This is a genomic window from Streptomyces sp. M2CJ-2 (genome assembly GCF_016757295.1).
In the GTDB taxonomy this organism is placed as follows: domain Bacteria; phylum Actinomycetota; class Actinomycetes; order Streptomycetales; family Streptomycetaceae; genus Streptomyces.
The window spans coordinates 22813-48335 of record NZ_JAESIF010000018.1; the positions used below are offsets into that span (position 1 = coordinate 22813).

At 72.1% G+C, this 25523-nt stretch carries 24 protein-coding genes, 1 tRNA gene and 2 pseudogenes; 14 read left to right on the forward strand and 13 right to left on the reverse strand.

Annotated elements, in window-relative coordinates; genetic code table 11:
* Positions 1 to 74: 74 nt before the first annotated feature.
* Complete coding sequence (locus tag JL475_RS16355; RefSeq protein ID WP_202278527.1) at positions 75 to 713, forward strand: TetR/AcrR family transcriptional regulator; 639 nt, start codon at positions 75 to 77, stop codon at positions 711 to 713.
* A gap of 53 nt (positions 714 to 766) precedes the next feature.
* Here JL475_RS16355 and JL475_RS16360 read toward each other — a convergent pair.
* Positions 767 to 1349, reverse strand: a pseudogene (locus JL475_RS16360) (WYL domain-containing protein).
* Positions 1350 to 1566: 217 nt separating this feature from the next.
* Here JL475_RS16360 and JL475_RS16365 point away from each other — a divergent pair.
* The 4 genes and pseudogenes from JL475_RS16365 (at position 1567) to JL475_RS16380 (ending at position 6119) form a co-directional block, all read left to right on the forward strand.
* Positions 1567 to 2328 carry a DeoR/GlpR family DNA-binding transcription regulator gene (locus JL475_RS16365; protein WP_202278441.1) on the forward strand — a complete coding sequence of 254 codons (762 nt, stop codon included), beginning with the start codon at positions 1567 to 1569 and terminating at the stop codon, positions 2326 to 2328.
* Positions 2325 to 3272 (forward strand): 1-phosphofructokinase, encoded by a 948-nt coding sequence (gene pfkB / locus JL475_RS16370; protein WP_202278442.1) that lies wholly within the window; start codon positions 2325 to 2327, stop codon positions 3270 to 3272. The genes JL475_RS16365 and pfkB overlap by 4 nt, the downstream gene beginning before the upstream one ends.
* 178 nt (positions 3273 to 3450) lie before the next feature.
* Positions 3451 to 5600, forward strand: a pseudogene (locus JL475_RS16375) (fructose-specific PTS transporter subunit EIIC).
* Positions 5601 to 5771: 171 nt separating this feature from the next.
* Entirely contained in the window at positions 5772 to 6119 is a 348-nt protein-coding gene (locus JL475_RS16380; RefSeq protein ID WP_202278443.1) for a hypothetical protein, read from the forward strand.
* A gap of 40 nt (positions 6120 to 6159) precedes the next feature.
* Here the strand turns inward: JL475_RS16380 and JL475_RS16385 are convergent, their stop codons facing one another.
* Together JL475_RS16385 and JL475_RS16390 are read right to left on the reverse strand one after the other, a co-directional pair.
* Positions 6160 to 6924, reverse strand: coding sequence for a DUF6227 family protein (locus JL475_RS16385; protein ID WP_202278444.1), 765 nt, complete (start codon positions 6922 to 6924; stop codon positions 6160 to 6162).
* Between the two features lie 221 nt (positions 6925 to 7145).
* Positions 7146 to 8237 carry a P1 family peptidase gene (locus tag JL475_RS16390; RefSeq protein WP_202278445.1) on the reverse strand — a complete coding sequence of 364 codons (1092 nt, stop codon included), beginning with the start codon at positions 8235 to 8237 and terminating at the stop codon, positions 7146 to 7148.
* Between the two features lie 79 nt (positions 8238 to 8316).
* On the opposite strand from JL475_RS16390, the gene JL475_RS16395 reads away from it, so the two are divergent.
* Positions 8317 to 8493: a hypothetical protein gene (locus JL475_RS16395; RefSeq protein ID WP_109380318.1), complete on the forward strand. Its 177-nt coding sequence runs from the start codon at positions 8317 to 8319 to the stop codon at positions 8491 to 8493.
* A gap of 47 nt (positions 8494 to 8540) precedes the next feature.
* On the opposite strand, the gene mscL is transcribed toward JL475_RS16395, so the two are convergent.
* From mscL to JL475_RS16425, 6 genes are all read right to left on the reverse strand, one after another.
* Positions 8541 to 9011 carry a large conductance mechanosensitive channel protein MscL gene (mscL, locus tag JL475_RS16400; protein ID WP_202278446.1) on the reverse strand — a complete coding sequence of 157 codons (471 nt, stop codon included), beginning with the start codon at positions 9009 to 9011 and terminating at the stop codon, positions 8541 to 8543.
* Between the two features lie 138 nt (positions 9012 to 9149).
* Complete coding sequence (locus JL475_RS16405; RefSeq protein WP_202278447.1) at positions 9150 to 9686, reverse strand: hypothetical protein; 537 nt, start codon at positions 9684 to 9686, stop codon at positions 9150 to 9152.
* A 265-nt stretch (positions 9687 to 9951) separates the two neighbouring features.
* Positions 9952 to 10794: an S-methyl-5'-thioadenosine phosphorylase gene (locus JL475_RS16410; protein ID WP_202278528.1), complete on the reverse strand. Its 843-nt coding sequence runs from the start codon at positions 10792 to 10794 to the stop codon at positions 9952 to 9954.
* Between the two features lie 109 nt (positions 10795 to 10903).
* Entirely contained in the window at positions 10904 to 11233 is a 330-nt protein-coding gene (locus JL475_RS16415) for an FmdB family zinc ribbon protein (protein WP_202278448.1), read from the reverse strand.
* Positions 11234 to 11301: 68 nt separating this feature from the next.
* Entirely contained in the window at positions 11302 to 12588 is a 1287-nt protein-coding gene (locus JL475_RS16420; RefSeq protein WP_202278449.1) for an MFS transporter, read from the reverse strand.
* A gap of 294 nt (positions 12589 to 12882) precedes the next feature.
* The gene (locus JL475_RS16425) at positions 12883 to 14412 is read right to left on the reverse strand and encodes a potassium/proton antiporter (protein ID WP_202278450.1); all 1530 of its coding nucleotides are present in this window, start codon (positions 14410 to 14412) and stop codon (positions 12883 to 12885) included.
* 244 nt (positions 14413 to 14656) lie between these two features.
* Here JL475_RS16425 and JL475_RS16430 point away from each other — a divergent pair, with 244 nt between their 5' ends.
* Positions 14657 to 17491, forward strand: coding sequence for a penicillin acylase family protein (locus JL475_RS16430; protein ID WP_202278451.1), 2835 nt, complete (start codon positions 14657 to 14659; stop codon positions 17489 to 17491).
* A 120-nt stretch (positions 17492 to 17611) separates the two neighbouring features.
* Here JL475_RS16430 and JL475_RS16435 read toward each other — a convergent pair whose 3' ends face one another.
* Positions 17612 to 18226: a 5-formyltetrahydrofolate cyclo-ligase gene (locus JL475_RS16435; RefSeq protein ID WP_202278452.1), complete on the reverse strand. Its 615-nt coding sequence runs from the start codon at positions 18224 to 18226 to the stop codon at positions 17612 to 17614.
* Positions 18227 to 18318: 92 nt separating this feature from the next.
* On the opposite strand from JL475_RS16435, the gene galU reads away from it, so the two are divergent.
* The 7 genes from galU (at position 18319) to JL475_RS16470 (ending at position 24054) form a co-directional block, all read left to right on the forward strand.
* Positions 18319 to 19230 carry a UTP--glucose-1-phosphate uridylyltransferase GalU gene (gene galU, locus JL475_RS16440; protein WP_202278453.1) on the forward strand — a complete coding sequence of 304 codons (912 nt, stop codon included), beginning with the start codon at positions 18319 to 18321 and terminating at the stop codon, positions 19228 to 19230.
* Positions 19227 to 20549 (forward strand): gephyrin-like molybdotransferase Glp, encoded by a 1323-nt coding sequence (glp, locus tag JL475_RS16445; RefSeq protein WP_202278454.1) that lies wholly within the window; start codon positions 19227 to 19229, stop codon positions 20547 to 20549. The genes galU and glp overlap by 4 nt, the downstream gene beginning before the upstream one ends.
* An 87-nt stretch (positions 20550 to 20636) precedes the next feature.
* Positions 20637 to 21149 carry a cyclic pyranopterin monophosphate synthase MoaC gene (gene moaC, locus JL475_RS16450; protein WP_202278455.1) on the forward strand — a complete coding sequence of 171 codons (513 nt, stop codon included), beginning with the start codon at positions 20637 to 20639 and terminating at the stop codon, positions 21147 to 21149.
* Positions 21146 to 21688 (forward strand): molybdenum cofactor biosynthesis protein B, encoded by a 543-nt coding sequence (locus JL475_RS16455; RefSeq protein ID WP_202278456.1) that lies wholly within the window; start codon positions 21146 to 21148, stop codon positions 21686 to 21688. The genes moaC and JL475_RS16455 overlap by 4 nt, the downstream gene beginning before the upstream one ends.
* A gap of 17 nt (positions 21689 to 21705) precedes the next feature.
* Positions 21706 to 22404: a GNAT family N-acetyltransferase gene (locus tag JL475_RS16460; RefSeq protein ID WP_202278457.1), complete on the forward strand. Its 699-nt coding sequence runs from the start codon at positions 21706 to 21708 to the stop codon at positions 22402 to 22404.
* Between the two features lie 172 nt (positions 22405 to 22576).
* Positions 22577 to 23896 (forward strand): gephyrin-like molybdotransferase receptor GlpR, encoded by a 1320-nt coding sequence (glpR, locus tag JL475_RS16465; protein WP_202278458.1) that lies wholly within the window; start codon positions 22577 to 22579, stop codon positions 23894 to 23896.
* 84 nt (positions 23897 to 23980) lie between these two features.
* Positions 23981 to 24054: transfer RNA gene (locus tag JL475_RS16470), tRNA-Ala, on the forward strand.
* 97 nt (positions 24055 to 24151) lie between these two features.
* On the opposite strand, the gene JL475_RS16475 is transcribed toward JL475_RS16470, so the two are convergent.
* Genes JL475_RS16475 through JL475_RS16485 form a run of 3 tightly spaced genes read right to left on the reverse strand, consistent with a single transcriptional unit; the run spans position 24152 to position 25434 of the window.
* Positions 24152 to 24508 carry a hypothetical protein gene (locus tag JL475_RS16475; protein ID WP_202278459.1) on the reverse strand — a complete coding sequence of 119 codons (357 nt, stop codon included), beginning with the start codon at positions 24506 to 24508 and terminating at the stop codon, positions 24152 to 24154.
* Complete coding sequence (locus JL475_RS16480) at positions 24505 to 24984, reverse strand: hypothetical protein (RefSeq protein WP_202278460.1); 480 nt, start codon at positions 24982 to 24984, stop codon at positions 24505 to 24507. Before JL475_RS16480 ends, JL475_RS16475 begins: the two co-directional genes overlap by 4 nt.
* 36 nt (positions 24985 to 25020) lie before the next feature.
* Positions 25021 to 25434 carry a DUF1330 domain-containing protein gene (locus JL475_RS16485; RefSeq protein ID WP_202278461.1) on the reverse strand — a complete coding sequence of 138 codons (414 nt, stop codon included), beginning with the start codon at positions 25432 to 25434 and terminating at the stop codon, positions 25021 to 25023.
* Between the last annotated feature and the right edge of the window lie 89 nt (positions 25435 to 25523).

The window sequence follows — 25523 nt, forward strand, 5'->3', positions numbered from 1 at the left end:
AGACCCCGCGGGCCCCGCAGGACCCGTCGGCTCCGCGGGCCTCGCTGACCGAGCGGCGCAAGGCCGAGACCCGTATGGAGATCGCCCGCGCGGCGGCCGGCCTCTTCGTCCGTGAGGGCCTGCGGGCCACCCGTGCCGAGGACATCGCCCAGGCGGCGGGCATCGCCCCGCGTACCTTCTACCGGTACTTCACCGCCAAGGAAGAGGCCATCGCCCCCCTCTACGAGGCCGGGGCCCGGCGCTGGGTGGAGGCGGTGCGGGCGGCGCCGCCCGGAACATCCGTGCCGCAGGCCCTGGAGGACGCCGTGCGGTACACCCTGACGCCGGGTGTCGGGGCGTCGGAGGCCTCCTGGGCGTGGGTGCGCACCCTGATCCGGCTGGCCCACACCGACCCGTCCCTGCGCCGGGTGTGGGCGGAGGCGTGCCAGGCGTCGGAGCGTGCGCTGGCGGAGGCGCTGGCGTCGCGGCTGCCGGTCGGCGGGCCGGGGGAGGATCGGGTGACGGATGGTCGACTTCCGTCCGACAACGTTGCCGTGGACACACGGCTGCGCTTCGCCGCCGCCGTCGCCAGTGCCGCCGTACGCACGGCGACGGAGGGGTGGGCGGCGGGCGACGACCCGGCCGAGGGCCCGCGGGGGCCGGCGGAACTGGCCCTGGCCAACCTCGCGGTGCTACGGGACTTCCCCTGGGGCGATCTGACGGCGAGGTCCTGACGGCGATGTTCTGACGGCGAGGTCCTGACGGTGGAGGTCCGCGTGTCCTTCCTTCAGTGCTCTGCCGCCGTCCTCGTCATGCGTTCTCCCAACTTCCTTACGTTCTGCGCAAGTTCAGCGGGTTCCCGCACCGTGAAGTCGTAGCCGAGCATGGCCAGGCGTACCGCCGTCCAGTCCTTGGGGCCGTCCATCGTCGTGCGCAGTCGGCAACTCCGCTCGTCCAGCGGCTCGGGTGTGCCCAGCCAGTCCGGCAGCCGTGCCGCGACGGCCTCGGCCGGTGCGGCGAAGGTCACGTCGAGGTCGTACGACTCCTGCGCGCGGTACATGGACTGCCGCAGGTACTCCGCCGCGCTCCCGGTCGGCAGCTCACGCGGCGCGAACCTCGCCCCGGTCGCGAACGGCTCGCTCACCCGGTCGACGCGGAACGTGCGCCAGTCGGCGCGGTCGAGGTCGTACGCCACGAGGTACCAGCATCGCCCGCACCGGGTGGCCGAGGTCGCGCAGCCGGTCGATGTCCCGCCGGATCGTGCGCCGGGAGACCCCGAGACGGCCGGCGAGTTCGCCGCCGGGCCGTTCGCGGGGCGTCTGGAGGAGGGAGAGGAGTCGGAGGAGCCGGGCGGGCGTGTCCGTCGTCATGGGCTCGGGGGTGCCGCAGAACCAGGACACGATCTGACCTGTTTCGGGTGCCCGTTCACCCGTTGCCGTGTCGCCCGCAGGAGCGCCGCCAGAGAACAGACACAAACAGAAGTCCGTTCATGCCCGTTTGGATCCGTTCCTGTTTACTTTTCGGGCATCTCGCCGTAGCCTTCGAAGAGAAACCACGCATTCGGGCATTGGTCGGAGATGAGTGAGCATGTACGCACCGGAGCGTCAGCAGGAGATCCTGCGGCTCGCCCGTGACGGCGGCCGGGTGGATGTGGTCTCGCTGGCCGAGCATTTCCAGGTGACGGCGGAGACGATCCGCCGGGACCTGAAGTCCCTCGACCGCGCGGGCCTGGTCCGCAGGGTGCACGGCGGGGCCATTCCCGCCGGGCGCCTGGACCTCGAGCCGGACCTCGCCGAGCGGGAGACGACCGCCGCCGACGAGAAGGAACGCATCGCCAAGGCCGCCCTCGCGGAACTCCCGAACGAGGGCACGATGATCGTCGACGCCGGTTCGACGGCGGCGTTGTTCGCCGGCTCCCTGCCGATGGAGCTCTCGCTCACCGTCGTCACCCACAGCCTGCCCGTCGCGGCCCGCCTCGCCGACCACCCCGGCATCCAACTGCACCTGATCGGCGGCCGGGTGAGGCACCGTACGCGTGCCGCCGTGGACGCCTGGGCGCTGCGCGCGTACGGCGAGATCCGCGCGGACGTGCTGTTCGTCGCGGCCAACGGTTACTCCGTCGAACACGGTCTGACCACCCCCGACCTGGCCGAGGCCGCGGTGAAGCGCGCGGCCATGGCGGCCGCCCGTCGCGTGGTGCTGCTCGCCGACTCCTCCAAGCACGGCCAGGAGCACTTCGCCCGCTTCGGCGGCATGAACGACGTGGACCTGCTGATCACCGACAGCGGGCTGAGCCTCGAAGACGCCCTCGCGATCGAGTGCGGCGGCACGGAAGTAGTGCGTGCATGATCCTCACCGTCACCCCCAACCCGTCCCTGGACCGTACGTACGAGGTCCCCGCGCTGGACCGCGGCGAGGTCATCCGGGCCACCGGCGAACGCGTGGACCCGGGCGGCAAGGGAGTCAACGTCTCCCGCGCCGTCGCCGCGGCCGGCCGGCGCACCGTGGCCGTACTGCCCCTGGGCGGCGCGCCGGGCGCCCTGGTCGCCGAACTGCTGGACGCGCAGGGCATCGAGGTCGCTCCGGTTCCGGTGGCCGGTGCCACCCGCTCCAACATCGCGCTCGCCGAGGCGGACGGCGTCCTGACGAAGATCAACGCACCCGGTCCGGAACTGACGGCGGACGAACGGGAGTCGCTCCTGGAAACGGTCCACCTGCAGTCGCGGGGCGCCGACTGGATCGCCTGCTGCGGCAGCCTTCCGCGCGGTCTGGAGCCCTCCTGGTACGCCGAGCTGGTCGCCCGGGCGCACGCCTCCGGGGTGCGCATCGCCCTGGACACCTCCGGGCCCGCACTGGTCGCGGCGCTGCGCGAGCGGCCCGACGTGGTGAAGCCGAACGCCGAGGAACTCGCCGAGGCCGTCGGACGCCCCCTGGCCACCGTCGGCGACGCGGTGAAGGCGGCCGGGGAACTGCGCGAGATGGGCGCCCGTGCGGTTCTCGCCAGCCTGGGCGCCGACGGGCAGGTGCTCGTCGACGAGAACGGCACCTGGTTCGGCACCGCCCGGGTGGACGTCGTCCGCAGCAACGTGGGGGCGGGGGACTCCTCGCTCTCCGGCTTCCTCATCGCCGGCGGGCACGGGCCGGAGGCACTCGCCTCGGCGCTCGCCCACGGAGCGGCGGCCGTCCAGACACCCGGCAGCGTGATGCCCACGCCGGGCGACCTGGAGCCGGCCGCGGTGACGGTCACGGCGACGGTGCCGGTCGACCGTGCACTCAGGGAGCCGGTGTCGTGAACGCCCGTACCACCCGTACCACCCGTGCCGCCCGTACCGCGCACGCCGCCTCGGGCGCCGGTCGTGGCGCCGACCTCCGCAGCCCCACCGTCCCCCACCGCATCACCGGCATCACCGTCCCCGTTACCCCTTTCGCCCACCCCACGCCACGGGCGATACGCGTGCGAAGGAGCCCGCGATGAGCGAGATGATCACCGCGGATCTGGTCGACCTCGACCTGTCCGCCGACACCAAGGAAGCGGCGGCGCGAGCCCTCGCCGAGCGGATGGTGACCCTCGGCCGGGTGACCGACCTGGAGGGTTTCCTCGCCGACGTGGCCGCCCGTGAGGCCCAGATGCCGACGGGCCTCGACGGCGGCATCGGCATCCCGCACTGCCGCAGCGAGCATGTCACCGAGCCGACGCTGGCCTTCGGGCGCAGCGCCGCCGGGATCGACTTCGGTGCCGCGGACGGGCCCGCCGACCTGATCTTCCTGATCGCCGCGCCGCGGGTGCGGACGACGCCCACCTGACGATCCTTTCGTCGCTGGCCCGGAAGCTGATGAACGCCGAGTTCACCGACGCGCTCCGGTCGGTCGGCGACGCGGAGGGCGCGGCGGCGCTCGTCCGCGGGGACGAGCGGCCGACGGCGGACGAGTCGGCATCCACGGCGTCCACGGCGGGTACGGAGGGCACGGCTGGGGCCGACAGCCCCGCCGGTGCCACGGACACCGCGGACGTCACGGACACCGCAGACTCCGTGGCGGCGCCGGTGGCGGCCTCCACCGGTGCCGCCACGGGCACCACCGACGCGGCGGGCGCGTCCGGTGCGGACGAGGACGCACGTCCCTTCCGGATCGTCGCCGTCACCTCCTGCCCCACCGGTATCGCCCACACGTACATGGCGGCCGAGGCACTGGAGAACGCCGGCCGGGAGGCGGGCGTCGAGATCGCCGTCGAGCCCCAGGGCTCGGCGGGTTTCGAGCGGCTCGACCCGGCCGTGATCGCGGCGGCGGACGGTGTGATCTTCGCCCACGACGTGCCCGTCCGGGAGAAGGAGCGCTTCGCGGGCAAGCCGACCGTCGACACCGGCGTCAAGGCGGGCATCAACCGCCCCGCCGAGCTGATCGCCGAGGTCCGCGGCAAGGCCGAGCGCGGTGAGGTCACCGCGGCCGCCGCATCCACCGGCACACCCGTGGACCGCGCCGGTGAACCCGGCGAGGGCTACGGCACCAAGCTGCGCAAGTGGCTCATGTCCGGCGTCAGTTACATGGTCCCGTTCGTCGCGGCGGGCGGTCTCCTCATCGCCCTCGGCTTCGCGATCGGCGGCTATGAGATCAACGAGGCGCCGTCGGTGATGGAACACTTCGTGTGGACCCAGGCCGACAGCTGGGGCGCCCTGCTCTTCCAGATCGGCGGCGTCGCCTTCGGCTTCCTCGTCCCGGTCCTGGCCGGTTACATCGCCTACGGCATGGCCGACCGGCCCGGACTCGTGCCCGGCTTCGTCGGCGGTGCGATCTCCCTCACCATCAACGCCGGCTTCCTCGGCGGCCTCGCGTCCGGTCTGATCGCCGGTGCGGTCGTGCTGGCGATCCAGCGGGTGCGCATCCCGGCGGCGCTGCGCGGCATCATGCCGGTGGTGGTGATCCCGCTGATCTCCTCGGCGGTGGTCGGCTTCCTGATGTTCGTGGTGATCGGCAAGCCGATCGCCTCGGCGCAGAAGGGCATGACCGACTGGCTGAACGGCCTCACCGGAGCCAACGCCGTCCTGCTCGGCGCCCTGCTCGGCCTGATGATGTGCTTCGACCTCGGCGGCCCCGTCAACAAGGTCGCGTACACCTTCGCCACGGCCGGTATCGCGGTCGCGAGCCCCAGCGACTCCGCGATGAAGATCATGGCTGCGGTGATGGCGGCCGGTATGGTTCCGCCGCTGGCGATGGCCCTGGCCACCACGGTCCGCGGCAAGCTCTTCAACCGGACCGAGCGGGAGAACGGCAAGGCCGCCTGGGTCCTGGGAGCCTCCTTCATCTCCGAGGGTGCGATCCCGTTCGCGGCGGCCGACCCGCTGCGCGTGATCCCCGCCTCGATGGTGGGCGGTGCGGTCACCGGCGCCCTGTCGATGGCCTTCGGTGCCACCCTGCGCGCGCCCCACGGCGGTATCTTCGTGGTCCCGCTGATCGGCAACCCGTTCCTCTACCTGGTCGCCATCGCGGCGGGTGTCTGCGTCACGGCGGCTCTGGTGATCGTCCTGAAGGGCCTGCGCAAGTCGGCTCCGGGAGTGGACGGCGCGAGTGCGGGCAAGGGTTCGGTGGCCTCGTCGGCCGAGGCGAAGCAGCCGGTGGCCGCGTGACGCGGCAGCCGGGAACGGGCGACGGATTGCCCCTTTAGGCTCGTATAGATGCGCCCTGGGTGCATATAGGCAACTCGAGGCGGTTCGCAGCCGTTCACGTCAACTGCGATATAGATCACGTTCACCACGGTCCGGGACCAAAGTCCCGGACCGTGGTGTGTACTGGGGCGCATGCCTGAGCACGACTCGATCTTGAGGGTGGCGGGCGCCGCCGTCCTCACCGTGGTGGCCGTGGCCTGCACCGTGGGCCTGGCCGGTGTCCTGCGGCGCGAACGCGAACGCGGGCGGGGCAGGGGGATTCACCCCTGGCCGGAGCCGGAGCCGGTATCGGGGCCGCGGTCCGGACCGACGCCGGGGTACGCGGCCCCGGCGGGGCAGGCGCTCCAGGCGCTGCGCGCGATTCCGCGTCAGCGGCGGACGGGGCCGTGGGCGGAGGAGGTGCGGCTCACGCCGGCGGAGCGCGAGGCGTTCGCCGTGCTGGTGCGGCGCTTGGCCGACGGCACCGCGGGCGACCGTTGAACCGAATCGGGGCGGAGCCCGGGGCCGTCGGGGCCCGGGGTCAGGAAACCTGTGCCGCGCGGCGCTCCATCGCGTCCCGGGCGGCGTCCTCGGTGACGTACACCTCGCACATGTGCCGTCCGTCGGGCGTGGCCGTGTGTTCCACTTCCCAGAGGGACATCTCCACGCCGTCACGCAACAGGAACGCGTGCTCGTACAGGGAGAAGCTCAGTCCTGAACGCCCCGGGCGCCCCGGGCGCCCCGCGCGGGACGGGCGGCCGAAGGCCTGGGTGATCTGGTGGGCGAACGCCGTGGTCAGCAGCGCAGCCGTCCCGGGGCCCGGACGGTCCGCGTTCTCCGCCCGGCGCAGTAAGCGGCGCGCGTGGTCCGCCGAACCGTCGGGGACGTAGACCGGCCGGGGCGTGGGGATCCGGGACAGCTGCACCACCACCGGCAGCTCGAAGTCCGGGGTCTCCGGCGGCAGCGGCAACCGGGCGGTCGCGACCCGCAGTTCCTCCTCGTCCGCGTACACCTCGTGCTCGGGCTCGCCGCCCGGGGTGGCGTTGTGGACGAGTTCCCAGAGCGTGAGCGCCGAGCCGTCGGCGAGCAGCCAGGTGTGCCGGTACGTCTCCCGGTGCAGACCGGCGCTGTGATGCGCGGAGTGCAGCGAACTGTCGTGTGCCAGCGCGCAGTCGAGCCGGTGCACCGCTTCGTCGGGCAGTTCGAAGGAGTTCAGGGCACGGCCGAGCAGTCGCGCGAGGTGCTCCTCAGGAGACTCGGGCGAGTCGGCTGGTTCGTACGCTGCCGTCTCGTACGGAACGCTCAAGGTTTCTCCCGGCGTCGCTGCATGTCACCCAGTGGGTGCATACCGTAGCCCCTCGGGCGGACATCATGTCCGGGAACTGAGAAAAAGGTACGGCGGGGGAACGAACGAGAGGCGCGAGAAATTCCCCCCGCTGCGGCGGGCCTCCCGTACCTCCTGCTCAGTCGCCCCCCTGGTGCGAGCAGCCGGGTCGTCGGCCGTCGAACCCGGACCCCGCTCAGCGGTCACCGCTCTCCGCCCACCGGTCGGCGCCTGTTCGCCCGTCGACCCCCGCGTGTCCACGCGTCCGCCTCGCCGTACAACTCCCGGTACGACGGCCAGACTCCGCCCGGCCCGTCCACCGACTCGGCCGCGCGCACGGCCCGTACGATCGCGCGCGTCACCAAGTCGGCGCCGGCCGCGAGGATCCCGTTCAGGGCGAGGGGGTTCGCGGCGTCGAGCGGACGGGTGCCCGTGGCGAGGGCGAACACCGTGTCCCCGTCGTTGAGCAGATGCACCGGCCGCACCGCCCGCGCGATGCCGTCGTGCGCGGTGCCGGCCAGCTTCTGCGCCTGGGCCTTGGACAGGTCCGCGTCGGTGGCGACCACCGCGAGTGTGGTGTTGAGCGGGGGAGGGCCGTTCCGCTCGGCGAGGTCGGCGAGCCGCCGGAGCGCCGCCCGGTGCACCTCCGGGTCCGGGTGACGGACCCGGCCACCCTGGAACAACTCCCCGTACAGCACCCCTGTTTCCGGATCCGTCACCGCCCCCGCCGCGTTGGCCACCACCAGCGCGGCCACCGTGATTCCCGAATCCAGTACCCTGCTGGCGGTGCCGATCCCGCCCTTCACCGCTCCGACCACGGCCCCCGTGCCGGCGCCCACGCATCCCTCCGGCACCCGGGCCCCCGGTGCGGTCGCCGCTGCCGCCTCCACCGCGGCCCGACCGGTGGCCGCGTCCGGACGGGCCCGGAAGTCGCCGCCCCGGCCCAGGTCGAAGACGCAGGCGGCCGGCACCACCGGCACCACGTGCGCGGGTTCCGGCCCGACGCGGACCCCGCGGCCCCGCTCCTCCAGCCAGGCCATCACCCCGGAGGCCGCGTCGAGTCCGTAAGCACTGCCGCCGGTCAGGACGACCGCCTCGACCTTCTGCACGAGGTTGCGGGGATCGAGCGCGTCGGTCTCCTTCGTGCCGGGACCGCCGCCGCGTACGTCCACGGCGGCCACGGCCCCGCCCTCGGGCGCGAGCACGACCGTGGTGCCGGTGAGCAGGCCGCCGCCGGAGCGGGTCGCGTGTCCCACACGAACGCCGGCCACATCTGTGAGCGCGTCAACTGTCATGGCGCCAGTCTCGTGCAGGGCCCTCCTCCCGCACGGTCACCGACGGAGGAGGGGCATGGCGAGGCCGTACTCTGGGGGTATGAGCACTGCCCCCGAACCCCGGCCGCGCGAGCCGAAGCCCGCGCTGGTCTTCGACGACCCGCTGGACCAGCAGTCCTCGGACGACACGGACCGGGGATGGGGCGAGCGCCCGTCCGGCGACAGCGCCTCGGACCTGAAGCGCTTCCTCGACGAGAAGCCGCCCCACCACATCTGACCGGGCGCGGCCGGCGGTCCGACGACCGGACGCCGTGCCGGTGCCGGCTATCGCCCGCCGTTGTTCGAGCCGCGCTGTGCGACCAACTCGTCGCGGATCTCCTTGAGCACCTCCAGCTCGGAGATCTCGACGACCTCCTGCATGCCTTCCCTCGCCTTCCTGCGGGCCTCCACCCGGGCCAGGTAGCGAGCCATCGGCAGCACCATCAGGAAGTAGACGACAGCGGCCGTGATCACGAACTGGAGCGTCGAGCCGAGGACCGAGCCCCACAGGATCCTGACCCCCGTCGCGGCGTCGCCGGTGCCCGTGCAGGGGCCCTTCAGGCACGAGCTGTAGCTGTCCAGGTTCTGGGTGCCGAAGGCGCCGACCAGCGGGTTGATCACGCCCTTCACCACCGAGTTGACGATGTTGGTGAAGGCCGCGCCGATGACCACGGCCACCGCCAGGTCGACGACGTTCCCGCGCATCAGGAAGGCCTTGAAGCCCTGCCAGATGCTCGGTTCGTTCTTCTCGCTCACCTCGGAGCTCCATCTCGTATGCGTGACGCCGGGAATCGAACGCTCCGCAACCTACGACAGGGCACCGTCCATCTGCCCAGTGGGGCCCCTCGGACGAGGTGCTTGACATGAAGGTGGTGTCAACCGTCGGCGAACCCCTCACCCCAGCGTCACCGCCAGCCGTGCCGTGGTGCTCGCGGCCGCGAGCCCGGCAGCGGTGGCACGTGGAACCGACAGCACCACCAGGGCCCCGCCCGAGTCCGGGGCCTCCAATGGCTCCGGCACCTCCGTGACCCGTGCTCCACGCGCGACCACGCGGGCTCCACCGCCGGCCGCACCGCCCGTGCCCCGCTCCTCGGCGGCGATGACGTCGACCCGGTCGCCCGGCCGCAGCAGTCGCACCGTGGCGGCGTCGGCGATCCGCACCGGCGCCGTGACGCGGGCTCCCGCACGCCGGGTCCGTACGGCACGGTCTCCCGTGGACCCGCCCGCCGAGGCGGCCGACGCCGACGCGACGCGTGTGCCCGAAGCGCCGTCCGGATGCCCGCGGGACCGGTCCGTCTCCCGTGGGCCCGCCGCCACCAGCACCACCGCCGTGACGGCGAGGCCGACCGCCGCGGCCCGCCGCCGGTGCCGGACGAGCCGACCGGACCGCAGCAGACCGCCACGCACCCGCACCGGTGCGAAGTGCGGCACCTCGCACCGGGGCGGGACCCCGGCACGGGGCGGGTGCGGGACGGCGGCCGAGAGGGAGGAGGAGAGGGAGGAAGGCGAGGGAGAGGAGGAAGAGAAGGTGGGGGAGTGGCACGAGGACTCACGGGGCGGAGGGAACGGCACGGGGACACCACCTGCGGCGAGGGAACGGCTTGCGCACCCCACGATGGGGCTTCCCGCCGTTCTCCGCCGGAGCCTGTGGACACACCGCGCCCTGTGGAAAACTCCCTCACCCGAACGTGCGGCCCTACGGCAGCGCGAACCCCGGATCCATCCCACCCAGCGCCGAGCCGCACAGGCAGTCCCGCTCCTCCGCGGCGGGCAGCGCCGCCACCGTGTCGAAGAGCACGTTCCGCAGGCGGTCCACGTTCGCCGCGAACACCCGCAGCACCTCGTCGTGCGAGACACCCTCGCCGGTCTCGGCGCCGGCGTCGAGGTCGGTGACCAGGGTCAGGGACGTGTAGCAGAGCTCCAGCTCGCGGGCGAGCACCGCCTCGGGATGGCCGGTCATGCCCACCACCGACCAGCCCTGCGCCCGGTGCCACAACGATTCGGCGCGGGTGGAGAAGCGCGGCCCCTCGACCACGACCAGCGTGCCGCCGTCCACCGGCTCCCAGTCCCGTCCGCGCGCCGACTTCAGGGCGGCCGCCCGGCCGGCGGGGCAGTAGGGGTCGGCCAGCGACACGTGCACGACGTTCGGCACCGTGCCGTCGGGCAGCGGCAGCCCGTCGAAGTACGTGCCGACCCGGGACTTCGTACGGTCCACGAGCTGGTCCGGGACCAGCAGCGTCCCCGGCCCGTACTCGGGCCGCAGCCCGCCCACCGCGCACGGTCCGAGCACCTGGCGGGCGCCGACCGACCTGAGCGCCCACAGGTTGGCCCGGTAGTTGATCCGGTGCGGCGGCAGATGGTGGCCGCGCCCGTGCCGGGGGAGGAAGGCGACCCGCCGACCGGCCAGCTCGCCGAGGAAGAGGGAGTCGCTGGGCGCCCCGTACGGGGTGTCCACCCGGACCTCGGTCACATCGTCGAGGAAGGAGTAGAAGCCGGAGCCGCCGATCACGCCGATCTCGGCGTTCGCCTTGTGCGCCATGTTCGCCATGCTCCGCACCCTAACCGCCCCGAAAACGCCCCCGGGCCGCCCCGGAAAACGCCGAGGACCCCGTCGTCGGACGACGACAGGGGTCCGCGGGAAGGCGGCCTTACGCGGCGGTGGTGCTGGTGGACCCCGCCGACGAACCCGAACTCGAGCCCGAGGACGACGACGCCGAAGAAGCTGGCGACGCCGAGGACGACGACGAGCTCGTCGAGGAGTCGGACGACTTCGACGCCGCCGGGGTGCTGCTCGACGAGGAGCCCCGGCTGTCGTTGCGGTAGAAGCCGGATCCCTTGAAGACAATGCCGACCGCCGAGAACACCTTCTTCAGGCGGCCCTGGCAGTTCGGGCACTCGGTCAGAGCGTCGTCGGTGAACTTCTGCACCGCCTCGAGGCCCTCGCCGCACTCGGTGCACTGGTACTGGTAGGTGGGCACTGTCTTCCTCCTGGCACTCTCACTCGATGAGTGCTAAACGACGATTCATAGTGCCGTATTCCCCGTGCTCAGTCCACTGCGACGGGCGAGCGGTGACCCACGCCACGTGCGACGGTGCGTCCGTGCGGGGCCGGCACCAGCCGTGACCGCAGCGCCAGCAGGGTCACCAGGGCGAGCACCGTGCCGCCCATCGGCACCAGGAAACCGGCGCCGGCCCACAGGCGGTCCTCGAACTGTCCGGAGACCGTGACCGCGGCCGCCTGGCCGAGTGCCACGGCGCCGGTCAGCCAGGTGAAGGCCTCGGTGCGGGCCCCCGCCGGGACCAGGTCGTCGACCATGGTGAAGCCGGTGATCAGGGCGGGCGCGATGCACATGCCGACCAGGAGCCCGAGCCCTGCGAGGAGCAGCGGCGACTGGGCGGTCCACAGGGCGGACGCGGTCACCGCGAGCGCCGCGTACCCGACGACGAGGCGCCACTGCGGGGCGACCTTCCAGGCGATGGCGCCGCAGGCGATGCCGGAGAGCATGTTGCCCGCGGCGAAGACGCCGTACAGGACGCCGTTCAGGCCGGGTTCGCCGATCGACTCGGCGTACGCGGCCAGCGACACCTGCATGCCGCCGAAGACGGACCCGATGCCCAGGAAGGTGACGATCAGGACGCGCACCCCGGGGACGCGCAGGGCGGAGGCGTGCTTCACGCGCGCGTGCCCGCCGGTGGCGACCTCGGGCTGCGTGCCCTTCTGCGTGGCGAAGAGCAGACCGCCGACCAGGGTCAGCGCGGCCTCGGTCACCAGGCCCGCGGCCGGGTTCACGGCCGTGCACAGGGCGGTGGCCAGCAGCGGTCCGACGACGAAGGTCAGCTCGTCGGTGACGGACTCGAAGGCCGCCGCGGTGGTCATCAGCGGGGAGTTCTTGAGCTTCACGCCCCAGCGGGCGCGCACCATGGGCCCGATCTGGGGCACCGAGGCGCCGGTGGGCACGGCCGCGGCGAACAGCGCCCACAGCGGGGCGTCGGTCAGCGCCAGCGCGGTCAGGACCAGCGCGGACAGGGTGTGCAGCAGAACGCCGGGGACGAGTACGGCGCGCTGCCCGTGGCGGTCGGCGAGCCGGCCGCTGAAGGGCGCGAACAGGGCCATGGACACACCGGTGACCGCCGCGACGGCGCCGGCCGCGCCGTACGAACCGGTGGTGTGCTGCACCAGCAGCACGATGGAGATGGTGAGCATCGCGAACGGCTGGCGTGCCGCGAAACCGGGGAGCAGGAACGTCCAGGCGCCGCGGGTGCGCAGCAGTCGGCCGTATCCCGGACGGGAGGCGGCCGCAGAGTCCTTCGACGTGGTGACCGTGGATGCCACGGCCCGTGCCTTTCTGCCGCCTGGTGGCGCGCGGCCCTTCACAGTCGGGCTTCGGGCACGCCGAGAGCTGTCCTCTTGCGCTGACTGCGGTAGATGCCGGGTGCCACAGCTCGGGACGGGCCGGCCGCCATACGGTCGCGCCAGCTCTGCGTCAGGCAGAGTTGGTTCGATCTGGGTACTCCATGCATGGTACAGGCGTCGCCTCGGCGCGATCGGGTGTCCACAGGCGGCAAGGGCTTGTGAGCCTGTGAAACCGGGCGCCGCGGGACCGTGACCCTGTGAATGACGGGCGTGTCAGCGCCTCGGGCCCTCGCCGTCGGTGCCCAGCCAGCCGGCCAGTTTGCCGCCCTGGCCCACCGCGCGCAGGCGGCGTTCGGCGGCGTCCCGGACCGGGTCGGTGGCGACGACGAGGAGCTCGTCCCCGTGCCGCAGCATCGTCGTCGGCAGCGGGACGAACGAGGTGCCCCCGCGCACGACGAGTGTGACGGCCGCCCCTTTCGGCAGCCGGAGTTCGGCGACCTCCACACCGTGCATCTTCGACTCCTCCGGGATGTCGACCGACAGCAGGTGCCCGCGCAGCCGCTCCAGGGGCGCCGACTCGATGCCCAGGTCGGCGGCCTCCGCACCCGCGCCGAGACGCAGCTTGCCGGCCAGCCACGGCAGCGTCGGCCCCTGGACGAGGGTGTAGACGACGACCAGGACGAAGACGATGTTGAAGAGCCTCCGGCTGCCCTCGACGCCCTCCACCATCGGAATCGTCGCCAGGATGATGGGCACGGCGCCGCGCAGTCCCGCCCACGACATCAGCGTCTGCTCCTGCCAGGGCACCCGGAACGGCAGCAGGCACAGCACGACGCTCAGCGGACGGGCCACCACGGTCAGCGCCAGTCCGATGAGCAGCGCGGGCACGATGTCGTCGCCCAGTTCGTGCGGGGAGACCAGCAGTCCGAGCAGGACGAACATGCCGATCTGGGCGATCCAGCCGAGCCCTTCGGCGAATCCGCGGGTGGCGGGCCAGTGCGGCAGTCTGGCGTTGCCCAGCACCATCGCGGCGAGGTAGACGGCGAGGAAGCCGCTGCCGTGGGCCATGGCGCCCGCCGCGTAGGCGGTGACGGCGATGGCCATGACGGCGATCGGGTAGAGGCCGGAGGCGGGCAGCGCCACATGTCTGAGGCCCCAGGCGCCCAGCCAGCCCACCGCGAGTCCGATGACGGCGCCGATGGCCAGCTCCAGGGTGATCTCGCCGAGCAGGGCGTACCAGTGCTCGATCGGGCCGGCCGTGGAGAAGGCGAGCACCAGGATGACCACGGGGGCGTCGTTGAAGCCGGACTCGGCCTCCAGCGTGCCCGTCACGCGCGGGGGGAGCGGAATGCGCCGCAGCACGGAGAAGACGGCCGCCGCGTCGGTCGAGGACACCACCGCGCCGATGATGAGCGCCTGCCGCCACTCCAGCCCGACCAGGAAGTGCGCGGCCGTCGCGGTGACCCCGACGCTCACCGCGACACCGACGGTCGCGAGTGCGGCGGAGACGGGCAGGACGGGTCTGATCTCGGTCCATTTGGTGCCCAGACCGCCCTCGGCCAGGATCACCACCAGGGCCGCGTACCCGAAGACCTGCGTCAGCTCGGCGTTGTCGAACTGGATGTCGCCGATGCCGTCCTGGCCCATGGCGATGCCGATGCCGAGATAGACGAGCAGGCTGGGGAGCCCGCTGCGCGAGGAGATCCGGACCGCTGCGACGGCGACGAGCAGGACCAGCGAGCAGAGGAGCAGGAGCTGGTTGAGGTGGTGGACAGTCAGCGGCCGTTCCCTTCCCTGGCTCACGCGTGGTGCGCCCGACCTCGGCTGCGGGGCGCGGGGAGCCGACGCGTTCGCGGCGAACCGCTTCGTTACCTTACCTAACTCTTGACGCGTTCTTGACGCGCCCGCCTGGCATCATCGAACGTCCGTCCGGGCTGGTTCCCGACTCCGCGTCAAGCGGCACGGGGCCCTGCGCCTATCGTTGCTCCAGCGCTCAGTTAAAAGCACAGCCCGCCCTGCCGCTCGCGTAAGGACAGCAAGGACAGCGATGCCCACCGACACCACCGTCTCCACGGGTCAGCAACCCGGCAAGTCCGGCAGGAAAAAGGGGCGCAAAGCCCGTCTGCTCGTGTTCGTCCTGGTGCTGGCCCTGATCGGCGGTGTCGCCTACGGGGCGTACTGGTCGATCGGCACCGTGCGCGCCTCCTTCCCGCAGACCAAGGGATCGATCACGCTCAAGGGCCTGTCGGGCCCCGTCGACGTCAAACGTGACGGCCACGGCATCCCGCAGATCTACGCCTCCTCCGACGAGGACCTGTTCATGGCGCAGGGCTACGTCCAGGCGCAGGACCGGTTCTACGAGATGGACGTGCGCCGGCACATGACCTCCGGACGCCTGTCGGAGATGTTCGGCGAGAGCCAGATCGAGAACGACGAGTTCCTGCGCACCCTGGGCTGGGACCGGGTCGCGAAGCAGGAGTACGAGAAGAAGCTCTCCCCCGCCACGAAGAAGTACCTCGACGCCTACGCCAAGGGGGTCAACGCCTACCTGGAGGGCAAGGAGGGCGCGGACATCTCCCTGGAGTACGCGGCGCTGGGCTTCACCAACGACTACACGCCCGGGCCGTGGACCCCGGTGGACTCCGTGGCCTGGCTGAAGGCGATGGCCTGGGACCTGCGCGGCAACATGCAGGACGAGATCGACCGCGCCCTGATGACCGGCCGCCTGGGCCCCGAGCAGATCGCCGACCTGTACCCGGCGTATCCGTACGGCCGGAACAAGCCCGTGGTCCAGGAGGGCCGGTACAACGAGCTGACCGGGGCCTACGAGTCGGGCGGCGGCGAGAGCGGCACGGGCGACGGGGCCGGGACCGGAATCGGCGACGGTACCGGCGTGGGCGCCGACCCGGGCACGGGTACGGGCGTCGGCACGGGCACCGGCGGTGTGGAGGGCGAGTCCGGGACCGCCGCCGGCGTCGGGGACGGTCTGGAGAGCCAGCTGTCGGGCCTCCAGGAGGTCCTGCAGAACCTGCCCACGGCCGTCGGCGTCAACGGCGACGGCATCGGCTCCAACTCCTGGGTGGTCTCCGGCGAGCACACCGTCACCGGTGAGCCGCTGCTGGCCAACGACCCGCACCTGTCGGCCGCGCTGCCGTCCGTCTGGTACCAGATGGGCCTGCACTGCCGCAGCGTCTCCGCCGCGTGCCAGTACGACGTCACCGGCTTCACCTTCGCGGGCATGCCCGGCGTGGTCATCGGACACAACGCGGACGTCGCCTGGGGCCTGACCAACTCCGGTGTCGACGTCACCGACCTCTACCTGGAGAAGATCACCGGCGAGGGCTACCAGTACGACGGCAAGGTGGTGCCCTTCGAGGCGCGCGAGGAGACCATCAAGGTCGCCGGCGGCGCGTCGCGGAAGATCATCGTCAGGGAGACCGGCAACGGCCCGCTGCTCTCCGACCGGTCCCCCGACCTGGTGCGGACCGGGAAGAAGGCCACCGTCGACTCCGCCGCGCCCGACCGGGGCGACGGCTACGGCGTCTCGCTGCGCTGGACCGCGCTGGAGGCGGGCCGCACCATGGACGCCGTCTTCGCGATGAACCGCGCGAAGGACTGGGACGACTTCCGCGAGGCGGCCACCCTCTTCGAGGTGCCCTCGCAGAACCTCGTCTACGCGGACACCGAGGGCCACATCGGCTACACCCTGCCGGGCAGGATCCCCACCCGCGCGAAGAACCACGACGGTTCCGTCCCGGCGCCCGGCTGGAACTCGAAGTACCGCTGGACCGGCTGGGTCGACCAGGACGCGCTGCCCTACGAGTTCGACCCCGACCGCGGCTACATCGTCACCGCCAACCAGGCCGTGGTCGACCCCGAGGCGTACCCGTACACCCTGACCACCGACTGGGGCTACGGCGCCCGCAGCCAGCGGATCAACGATCTGATCCAGTCGAAGATCAAGGACGACGGCAAGATCTCCACCGACGACATGCGGCAGATGCAGCTCGACAACAGCAGCGGTATCGCCAAGCTGCTGGTGCCCGAGCTGCTCAAGATCGACGTCGAGGACCCGGAGGTCCGCAAGGCGCAGAAGCTGCTGGAGGGCTGGGACTACACCCAGGACGCCGACTCCGCGGCCGCCGCCTACTTCAACTCCGTCTGGCGCAACGTCCTCAAGCTCTCCTTCGGCCACAAGCTGCCCAAGGAGCTGCGGGTCAAGGGCCAGTGCCTGTGGGTGGACCCGGTCAACCCCACCGGGCCCGCCGACGAGAGCGCCAAGGTGCGCGAGTGCGGCATGCGCGAGGCCGACCAGGCCCAGCCCGACGGCGGCGACCGCTGGTTCGAGGTGGTCCGCACGCTGATGGAGAAGGAGGACAGCGACTGGTGGACGACTCCGAAGGCGGGCTCCCGCGACGGCGCGGAGAACCGCGACGAGCTGTTCAAGCGCGCCATGGTCGACGCCCGCTGGGAGCTCACCGCCAAGCTCGGCAAGGACATCGACACCTGGAGCTGGGGCCGGCTGCACCGCCTGTTCCTGAAGAACCAGACCCTGGGCACCTCCGGCCCCGACTTCCTGCAGTACGTCCTCAACCGCGGCCCCTGGAAGCTCGGCGGCGGCGAGGCCACGGTCAACGCGACCGGCTGGAACGCCGCGGGCGGCTACGGGGTGGTGTGGGTGCCGTCGATGCGGATGGTGGTCAACCTCGGTGACCTCGACAAGTCGCGGTGGATCAACCTCACCGGCGCCTCCGGCCACGCCTACAACTCCCACTACGTCGACCAGACGGACAAGTGGGCCGAGGGCGAACTGCTCGAGTGGGCGTACTCGGACAAGGCGGTCGAGGGCAGCACCAGCGACACGCTGCTGCTCAAGCCCTGAGAGGTCCGGCCCCGACGCACGAGGCATGAGGCATGGGAGAGCGGCCGCCACGCACGTGGTGGCCGCTCTCCCATGCCGGGACCGCCGGGACCGCCGTGGCCACCGGAACGGTGTCGTCTTTCAGCCGAACCGCCGTACCCCCGACGGGGTCACCGCCGCGTGCACCGGCCGGTCGTGGGGCTGCTCGGGAACCCGCTCGACCACCTCGGTGTCGTACAGCAGCACCACCAGGGCCGGATGCGCGCCCGCGCGCTCCAGCCGGGCCAGCACCCGGTCGTACGAGCCGCCGCCGCGCCCCAGCCGCATCCCGCGGGCGTCCACGGCCAGGCCCGGCAGCAGCACGGCGTCCGCTCCGGTCACGGCGTCCGGCCCGAGACGCTCCCCGGCCGGCTCGAGCAGGGCCATCCGCCCGCCGTGACGCACCCGCGTGAGCGAGCCCTCGCCGGTGTACGCGCCCCAGTCCAGATCGTTGTCGGGGAGCAGGGCCGGCAGCAGCACGCGTACGCCCCGCGCGCGCAGCGCGTCGAGCAGCACGAGCGTGCTGGGCTCGCTTCCGACGGAGACGTACGCCGCCACCGTGCGCGCGTGCGCCAGTTCGGGCAGCCCGAGCGCGCGGTCGGCCAACGCGGTCGCGGCCTCCCGCACGTCATCCGCCGTCAACCTGTTCCTCGCCTGGAGGATCTCCCGGCGCAATACCCGCTTGTCAGGATCGTTCGCGCGGCCGTCGTGTTTCAACTCTGTCCTTGAACTGTCTTATTGCGGTCATACGAGCATTAAGTATGCGGAGTCGCAGATTCCCCGCAAAGGCACCGGATATGGTTACGGGCATGATTCAGTCGCACCCTCGGATCAGCAAGGCTGTCATCCCCGCAGCAGGCCTCGGCACCCGGTTCCTCCCGGCCACCAAGGCCACTCCCAAGGAGATGCTGCCGGTCGTCGACAAGCCGGCGATCCAGTACGTGGTCGAAGAGGCCGCAGCCGCCGGTCTCGACGACGTCCTCATGGTGACGGGCCGCAACAAGCGCCCCCTGGAAGACCACTTCGACCGCAATTACGAACTGGAGTCGGCACTCGACAAGAAGGGTGACGCCGCCCGCCTCACCAAGGTCCAGGAATCCAGCGACCTCGCGACCATGCACTACGTCCGCCAGGGCGACCCCAAAGGGCTCGGCCACGCCGTCCTGTGCGCCGCCCCGCACGTCGGCGACGAAGCCTTCGCCGTCCTTCTCGGCGACGACCTGATCGACCCGCGGGACTGCCTGCTCCAGCGCATGATCGAGGTCCAGGAGCAGCACGGCGGCAGCGTCATCGCGCTCATGGAGGTCACCCCGGAGCAGATCCACCTCTACGGCTCCGCCGCCGTCGAGACCACCGCCGACTCCGACGTGGTCCGGGTCAGCGGCCTGGTCGAGAAGCCCGAACCGGCCGAAGCGCCCTCCAACTACGCCGTCATCGGCCGCTACGTCCTCGACCCGGCCGTCTTCGACGTACTGCGCAAGACCGAGCCGGGCCGCGGCGGCGAGATCCAGCTCACCGACGCCCTCCAGCAGCTGGCCGCGGACGAGAAGGTCGGCGGCCCGGTGCACGGCGTGGTCTTCAAGGGCCGCCGCTATGACACCGGCGACCGAGGCGACTACCTGCGTGCCATTGTCCGACTCGCGTGCGAACGTGAAGACCTGGGCCCGGACTTCCGGACCTGGCTTCGCCGTTACGTCACCGAGGAGATGCAGGAAAGTTGAGCACCGCCGCGCCCCGCACCGCAGGCCCGGACCATCTCTGGTCGGTGGACGAGCACCTGGACGACATCCTCGCCACCGTCCGCCCCCTGGAACCCATCGAGCTGAACCTCCTCGACGCCCAGGGCTGCGTCCTGGTCGAGGACGTCACGGTGCCGGTGTCGCTGCCGCCGTTCGACAACAGCTCCATGGACGGGTACGCGGTACGGGTCGCGGACGTCGCGGGCGCGAGCGAGCAGTACCCGGCCGCCCTCGAGGTCGTCGGTGACGTCGCGGCCGGCCAGTCCGACCTGTTCCGGGTCGGCCCCGGCCAGGCGGCACGGATCATGACCGGGGCCCCGATCCCGCCCGGCGCCGAGGCCGTCGTCCCCGTCGAGTGGACCGACGGCGGGCTCGGCGAGGGCCCGGTCACCGGGATGCGGGCCCGCAGCCTGGCCCCCGAGGGCGCCACCGGGCAGGTGCTCGTCCACCGCCCGGCTCGGGCCCGCGCGCATGTGCGCGCCGAGGGCAGCGACGTACGGGCCGGTGACCGCGCCCTGACGGCCGGGACCGTCCTCGGCCCGCCGCAGATCTCCCTGCTGGCCGCGATCGGCCGTGGCACGGTGCGCGTGCACCCGCGCCCGCGTGTGGTGGTGATGTCCACCGGCAGCGAACTCGTCCAGCCCGACGAGGAGCTGAGCGCCGGTCAGATCTACGACTCCAACAGCTTCTCCCTCACCGCCTGCGCCCGGGACGCCGGCGCCATCGCCTACCGCGTGGGCGCCGTCGCGGACGACGCCGACACCCTCCGCGACACCATCGAGGACCAGCTGGTGCGCGCCGACCTGATGGTCACCACCGGTGGGGTGAGCGTCGGGGCGTACGACGTCGTCAAGGAGGCGCTGTCGTCCGTGGGCGACGAGGACGAGCCGGGCAGCGGCATCGACTTCCGCAAGCTCGCCATGCAGCCCGGCAAGCCCCAGGGCTTCGGCTCCATCGGTCCCGACCACACCCCGCTGCTGGCCCTCCCCGGCAACCCGGTCTCCTCGTACGTCTCCTTCGAGCTGTTCGTGCGTCCCGCCATCCGCACCCTGATGGGCCTCACGGACGTCCACCGGCCGAGAGCCCGCGCGACCCTGACCGCGGACGGGCCGCTGACCTCGCCGAAGGGCCGGCGCCAGTTCCTGCGCGGCCGGTACGCCGACGGCGAGGTGACCCCGGTCGGCGGCGCCGGATCCCACCTGGTGGCCGCCCTCGCCCAGGCGAACGCGCTGATCGTCGTCCCCGAGGACGTCGAGTCCGTCGCGCCCGGCACCGAGGTCGAGGTGGTCCTGCTCGGCTGAGCTCCACCGGTTGGCGGTACCGTGTCGCGCACAGCAGGCCCGCGCGCCGCACCGGCGGCGGGCCCGGACCGGGAGCGCCACACGATCATGACCGTGCCTTCCCGGGGGGAGACCCCCGGACACCCCGACCAGCGCCGTCTGACGCACATCGACGAGGCGGGCGCCGCCCGGATGGTCGACGTGTCCGGCAAGGACGTCACCGCGCGCGCCGCCCGCGCCACCGGCCGCGTCCTGGTCTCGCCCCGCGTGATCGAACTGCTGCGCGGCGAGGGCGTCCCCAAGGGCGACGCCCTCGCCACCGCGCGGATCGCGGGCATCATGGGCGCCAAACGCACCCCCGACCTGATTCCGCTGTGCCACCCCTTGGCGGTGTCCGGTGTGAAACTGGACCTGTCGGTCGCGGACGACGCCGTGGAGATCACGGCCACGGTGAGGACGACGGACCGCACGGGCGTGGAGATGGAGGCGCTCACCGCGGTCTCCGTCGCCGCGCTCACCGTGGTCGACATGGTCAAGGCGGTCGACAAGAAGGCGGTCATCACGGACGTGCGGGTGGAGGAGAAGACGGGCGGCAAGTCGGGCGACTGGAGCAGGGCATGACACTGGACGCATCCGTCGGCGGCGCACTTCTCGCGCCGTACAGCGCCCTGGTGGTCACCGCCTCCAACCGGGCCGCCGCAGGCGTCTACCAGGACACGGGCGGCCCCCTGCTCGCCGAGGGTCTGCGGCGCTTCGGCTTCGCCGTCGACGGCCCGCAGGTGGTTCCGGACGGCGACCCCGTGGAGGCCGCGCTGCGCGCGGGCGCCGAGGCCGGGTACGACGTCGTCGTGACCACCGGCGGCACCGGCGTCTCGCCCACCGACCGCACCCCCGAGGCGACCCGCGCGGTGCTCGACCACGAGGTGCCCGGCATCGCGGAGGCCATCCGGGCGTACGGCCGGGACAAGGTGTCCACGGCGGCCCTCTCCCGGGGCCTCGCGGGCGTCGCGGGCCGGACACTGATCGTCAACCTGCCCGGGTCCAGCGGCGGGGTGAAGGACGGTCTGGCCGTCCTGGAACCGCTGCTGAAGCACGCGGTCGACCAACTGCGCGGCGGCGACCACCCCAGAACCGGCACCAGTGGCGGGGGTGCGAGCTGAACGGTTCATCCTGGCCCGTGGAGCTGGTGGTCGGCGACGTCGTCCTCCGGCCGATAAAGCTGCGCGACCAGCGGGCCTGGCGCGAGGTCAACCGGCGCAACCGCGACTGGCTGCGCCCCTGGGAGGCGACGATCCCGCCGCCCACCCCGTCCGGTCCGATCGTGCACCGGCCGACCTACCGCCAGATGGTCCGTCACCTGAGGGCGGAGGCGCACGCGGGGCGGATGCTGCCGTTCGTCATCGAGTACCAGGGGCGCCTGGTCGGCCAGTTGACGGTCGCCGGGATCACCTGGGGCTCGATGTGCTCGGGGCACGTCGGCTACTGGGTCGACGAGGCGGTGGCCGGCCGCGGGGTGATGCCGACGGCCGTGGCGATGGCCGTGGACCACTGTTTCCGTACCGTCGGACTGCACCGCGTCGAGGTGTGCATTCGCCCCGAGAACGGGCCCAGCCGCCGGGTCGTGGAGAAACTCGGATTCCGCGAGGAGGGGCTGCGCCCGCGGTATCTGCACATCGACGGCGCCTGGCGCGACCATCTCGTCTTCGCGCTCACGGCGGAGGAAGTGCCCGAGGGGCTGCTCGGGCGCTGGCAACGGGCACGCTCCCGGAACGAGCGGCCGGGCGGGGACGGGCAGCCCGGTGAGGAGCGAGCCGGTGACGAGCGCTTCGGAGACGGGCGGCGTAATCCCGGAATCTCGCACCGCCCAAATAATTGAATAAATGTTCGAATTTGATCGCGTGATGACCGTCTGAAGATGGGAAAATTCCCGGCTTAGGTGCCAGCTGATCGCATCGTTCGCAAAAAAAGTTCGAAATATCAGCCGGATCGTGCGACACACCGGCTCAATTGGCGGATGGCCTCACCTAAACCCCTCTACCGTGTGAGGCGTGAGCAGCAGCGGCCTCATCTACGCAGTCATTGTCGGGGCCTGGGCCGCCTACTTGGTGCCGATGTGGCTCCGTAGGCAGGACGAGCTGAACGAGGCCCGTCCGACGGAACGCTTCAGCACCGCCATCCGATTGTTGTCCGGACGGGCGGGAATGGAGCGCCGGTACGCCAAGGACCTGCGGGCGCGCTCCGCCGACGAGGGGGAGCAGGGCGTCCACGACCCGGACGCGGTCACCGATTCGGTGGACGTCCGGGCCTTCGCCGTGTCCCAGACCCGTCCGCAGCAGGTGCAGGCGCCCGTACGGCCGCACCCCGCGCAGCGGCCGGAACGGGGGGCGGTGCCCGAACCGGCCCCCGACGAGCCGACCGGACGCCCCCCGCGCGAGCGCGTCCCGCCCGCCCGGCGCGGAGCGCCCCCGCGAAGGGCGCAGCCCGCGCTCCCGGCCCAGCAGACCCCGCCGTCGCAGGCCGTCGCTTCCTCCCAGCCGTCCCAGCAGCCCCAGCCGTCTCCGTCGGCGCAGGCCGCCGCGGCGCGCGCCCGGCGCTCGAGGGTGCTCGCCCGACGCCGGCGCACCACCACGATGCTCTTCCTCGCCTTCACGCTCGGCGCGGTCGTCGCCGCGGTCGGCGGGCTCGCCTTCCTGTGGGCGCCCGGAGTGCCCGCGGTGCTGCTGAGCGTCTACATCGCCTACCTGCGCTCCCAGGAACGCCGCCGTTTCGCGTACCAGATGGACCGCCGTCAGGCCGAGGTCGCGGCGCAGCGGTTGCGGGAGCGCCAGCCGCGCCGCCGCCCGTCCGTCGACGACATCGATCCCGACGAACCGGAGGGACCCGCGCCGAGCCTCGACCCCGACGTCGAACCGGGTCCGGAGACCGACCCCGGCCTCCTGGCGCTCGCCGCCGACCGGCGCGCGCTCGTCGAGCAGACCGACCACGCCGAGTGGGTCGACCAGCAGCGGGAGCGCCGGCAGCGGCCCGGCCAGGGCGGCGACAGTTGGGACCCGGTCCCGGTGCCACTGCCCACGTACGTGACCGCCCCGGTCGCCCCGCGCGCCACCAGCGACGTGGACCTCGGCGCCGCGGACACCTGGAGCTCGGCGCGTTCGAGCGCCGTGGCCCCGGGCCCGGAGGGGACGGCCGGCTCCGCCGACGACACGGCTCCGGAAGGGGACCGGGCCGGTGCGGAGGAGCATGCCGGCGCCGACGGGCGCAATGACGCCCTCCGCGCGGCCTCCGCCCGCCGTGCCCGCGAGCGTGGCCGCACCCCGCTGTTCGACCAGTACGAGGACGGCGACCGCCCCCGGGCCGTCAACGAATGACCTTGGAAAACCCGCAGCCGACCCCCCGCCGGCAACGGATTTCCGAGCACCCCGATCGGGGTGCTAAGGTTTCACTCGTTGCAAGGGCCTGTGGCGCAGTCTGGTAGCGCACCTCGTTCGCATCGAGGGGGTCTGGGGTTCAAATCCCCACAGGTCCACCGCAGCTGAAAGCCCCCACCGGGAAACCGGTGGGGGCTTCTTCGCGTCGACGCGAGCGGCCCTCCTGGTCCTGTGGCGGGCGTCACGCCGTTCTCGTCAGCGATCCGTTGCCCGCGGATGTCCGGTGCTTGCGAAGGTGATCCAGCAGGTCGCCCGTGCGGTGTCGACGAGGTACCAGATGCGGCCTCCACCGGTGACCTCGATCTGCCACTGTTCGCAGGTCTGCCCGCGGTGGGTGCCATGCGCCAGACTGCCCTTGAGCCGGTGGTGCCGGGGCGTCTCCGTGGTCGGCTTGGGCGCGGTACGCATGGTGACCCAGGCGCGGTAAGTGTTCTCGCGGGCCTGCCGGGTGAGGCTCTCCCAGCCCTTGGCCGAGGCGGCGTCGGCGAAGCGGACTTCCCGGTGCCCCTCCGGCGCCGGAGGAGCGGCTCGGTCGCCGCGGCCCGCTGTCACGCGGCATCCCTCGGGTCGGGTACGGGCCCGTAGTCCTCGCCGTGGTCTGTGGTCAGCGCGGCCAGCAGCTCAGGGTCGGAGTGGATCTCCGCGGTGTGCTGCCAGGCGGTGAGCAGTTGGGCGACGGACGCACTGTTGCCGAGCGAATCGGCGGCACGCATGGTGTCGACCAGTTCGACGGCGAAGGCGTGCATGTCGGTCTCGGGCAGGAAGCGGACCCAGGGGAAGGCGTCCGGCAGTATGTCCAGGAGCAGCTCCATGCTGCCGGGCTCCCGGCGCGCCATCGCGGCCAGCATCCGGGTGGCTGCCGACACCACGGTCTGGTCCTGCTCGGCCCGCGCCGCAGTGGTGAGGACCAGATCCTCGCCGTCTCTGCGGTGCAAGAGCAGTCTCGGCGATTCCTGGAGCCGGGCAAGCGTCTGCTTGTTCTTGTTCACCAGCTCGGAGAAGTTCACGGCGGCGCTCTCGGTACCCATGACTTTGAAACTACTTTGAAACTCTTGCCCCCGCCATCACCCGAAAGAGGGGCGCACGGCCTGTCCGAGTGGACGATCCCACCCTGTCGGAAGCTTGCGGGGCTCATCGGCCGGAAGGGCTTCCCGCATCGCCTTTGCGACGCCGGTCGGTTCGTAGCCCTCGGGCACGCCTTCGACCAGGATGATGTCGCCCTCGATGTGCCGCGAGCGCAGCGGTGCGATCTCCCGGTACGCGGGTGAGTCCCACCAGGCCCGTGCCTCGGCGACCCCGGGGAAGCCGATCATCACGACGTGCCCGGGCCAGCTGCCCTCCTTCACCTCGTGCTGCGTGGCGTGCACGAGGAAGCGTCCGCTGTACGGCTCGAAGGTGGCGGGGATGCGCTCGATGTACTCGACGATCTCCGGGTGCGGAGCGGCCTCTTGCAGGTGAGCTATGACGTAGGCGGGCATGGTGTCCTTCCGGTCGGTCGAACTCCGTACACCGGGAGCTTGGCACGCCGAGGCGCCGGGGACGATGACCTGACAGGTAAGCGAACTCC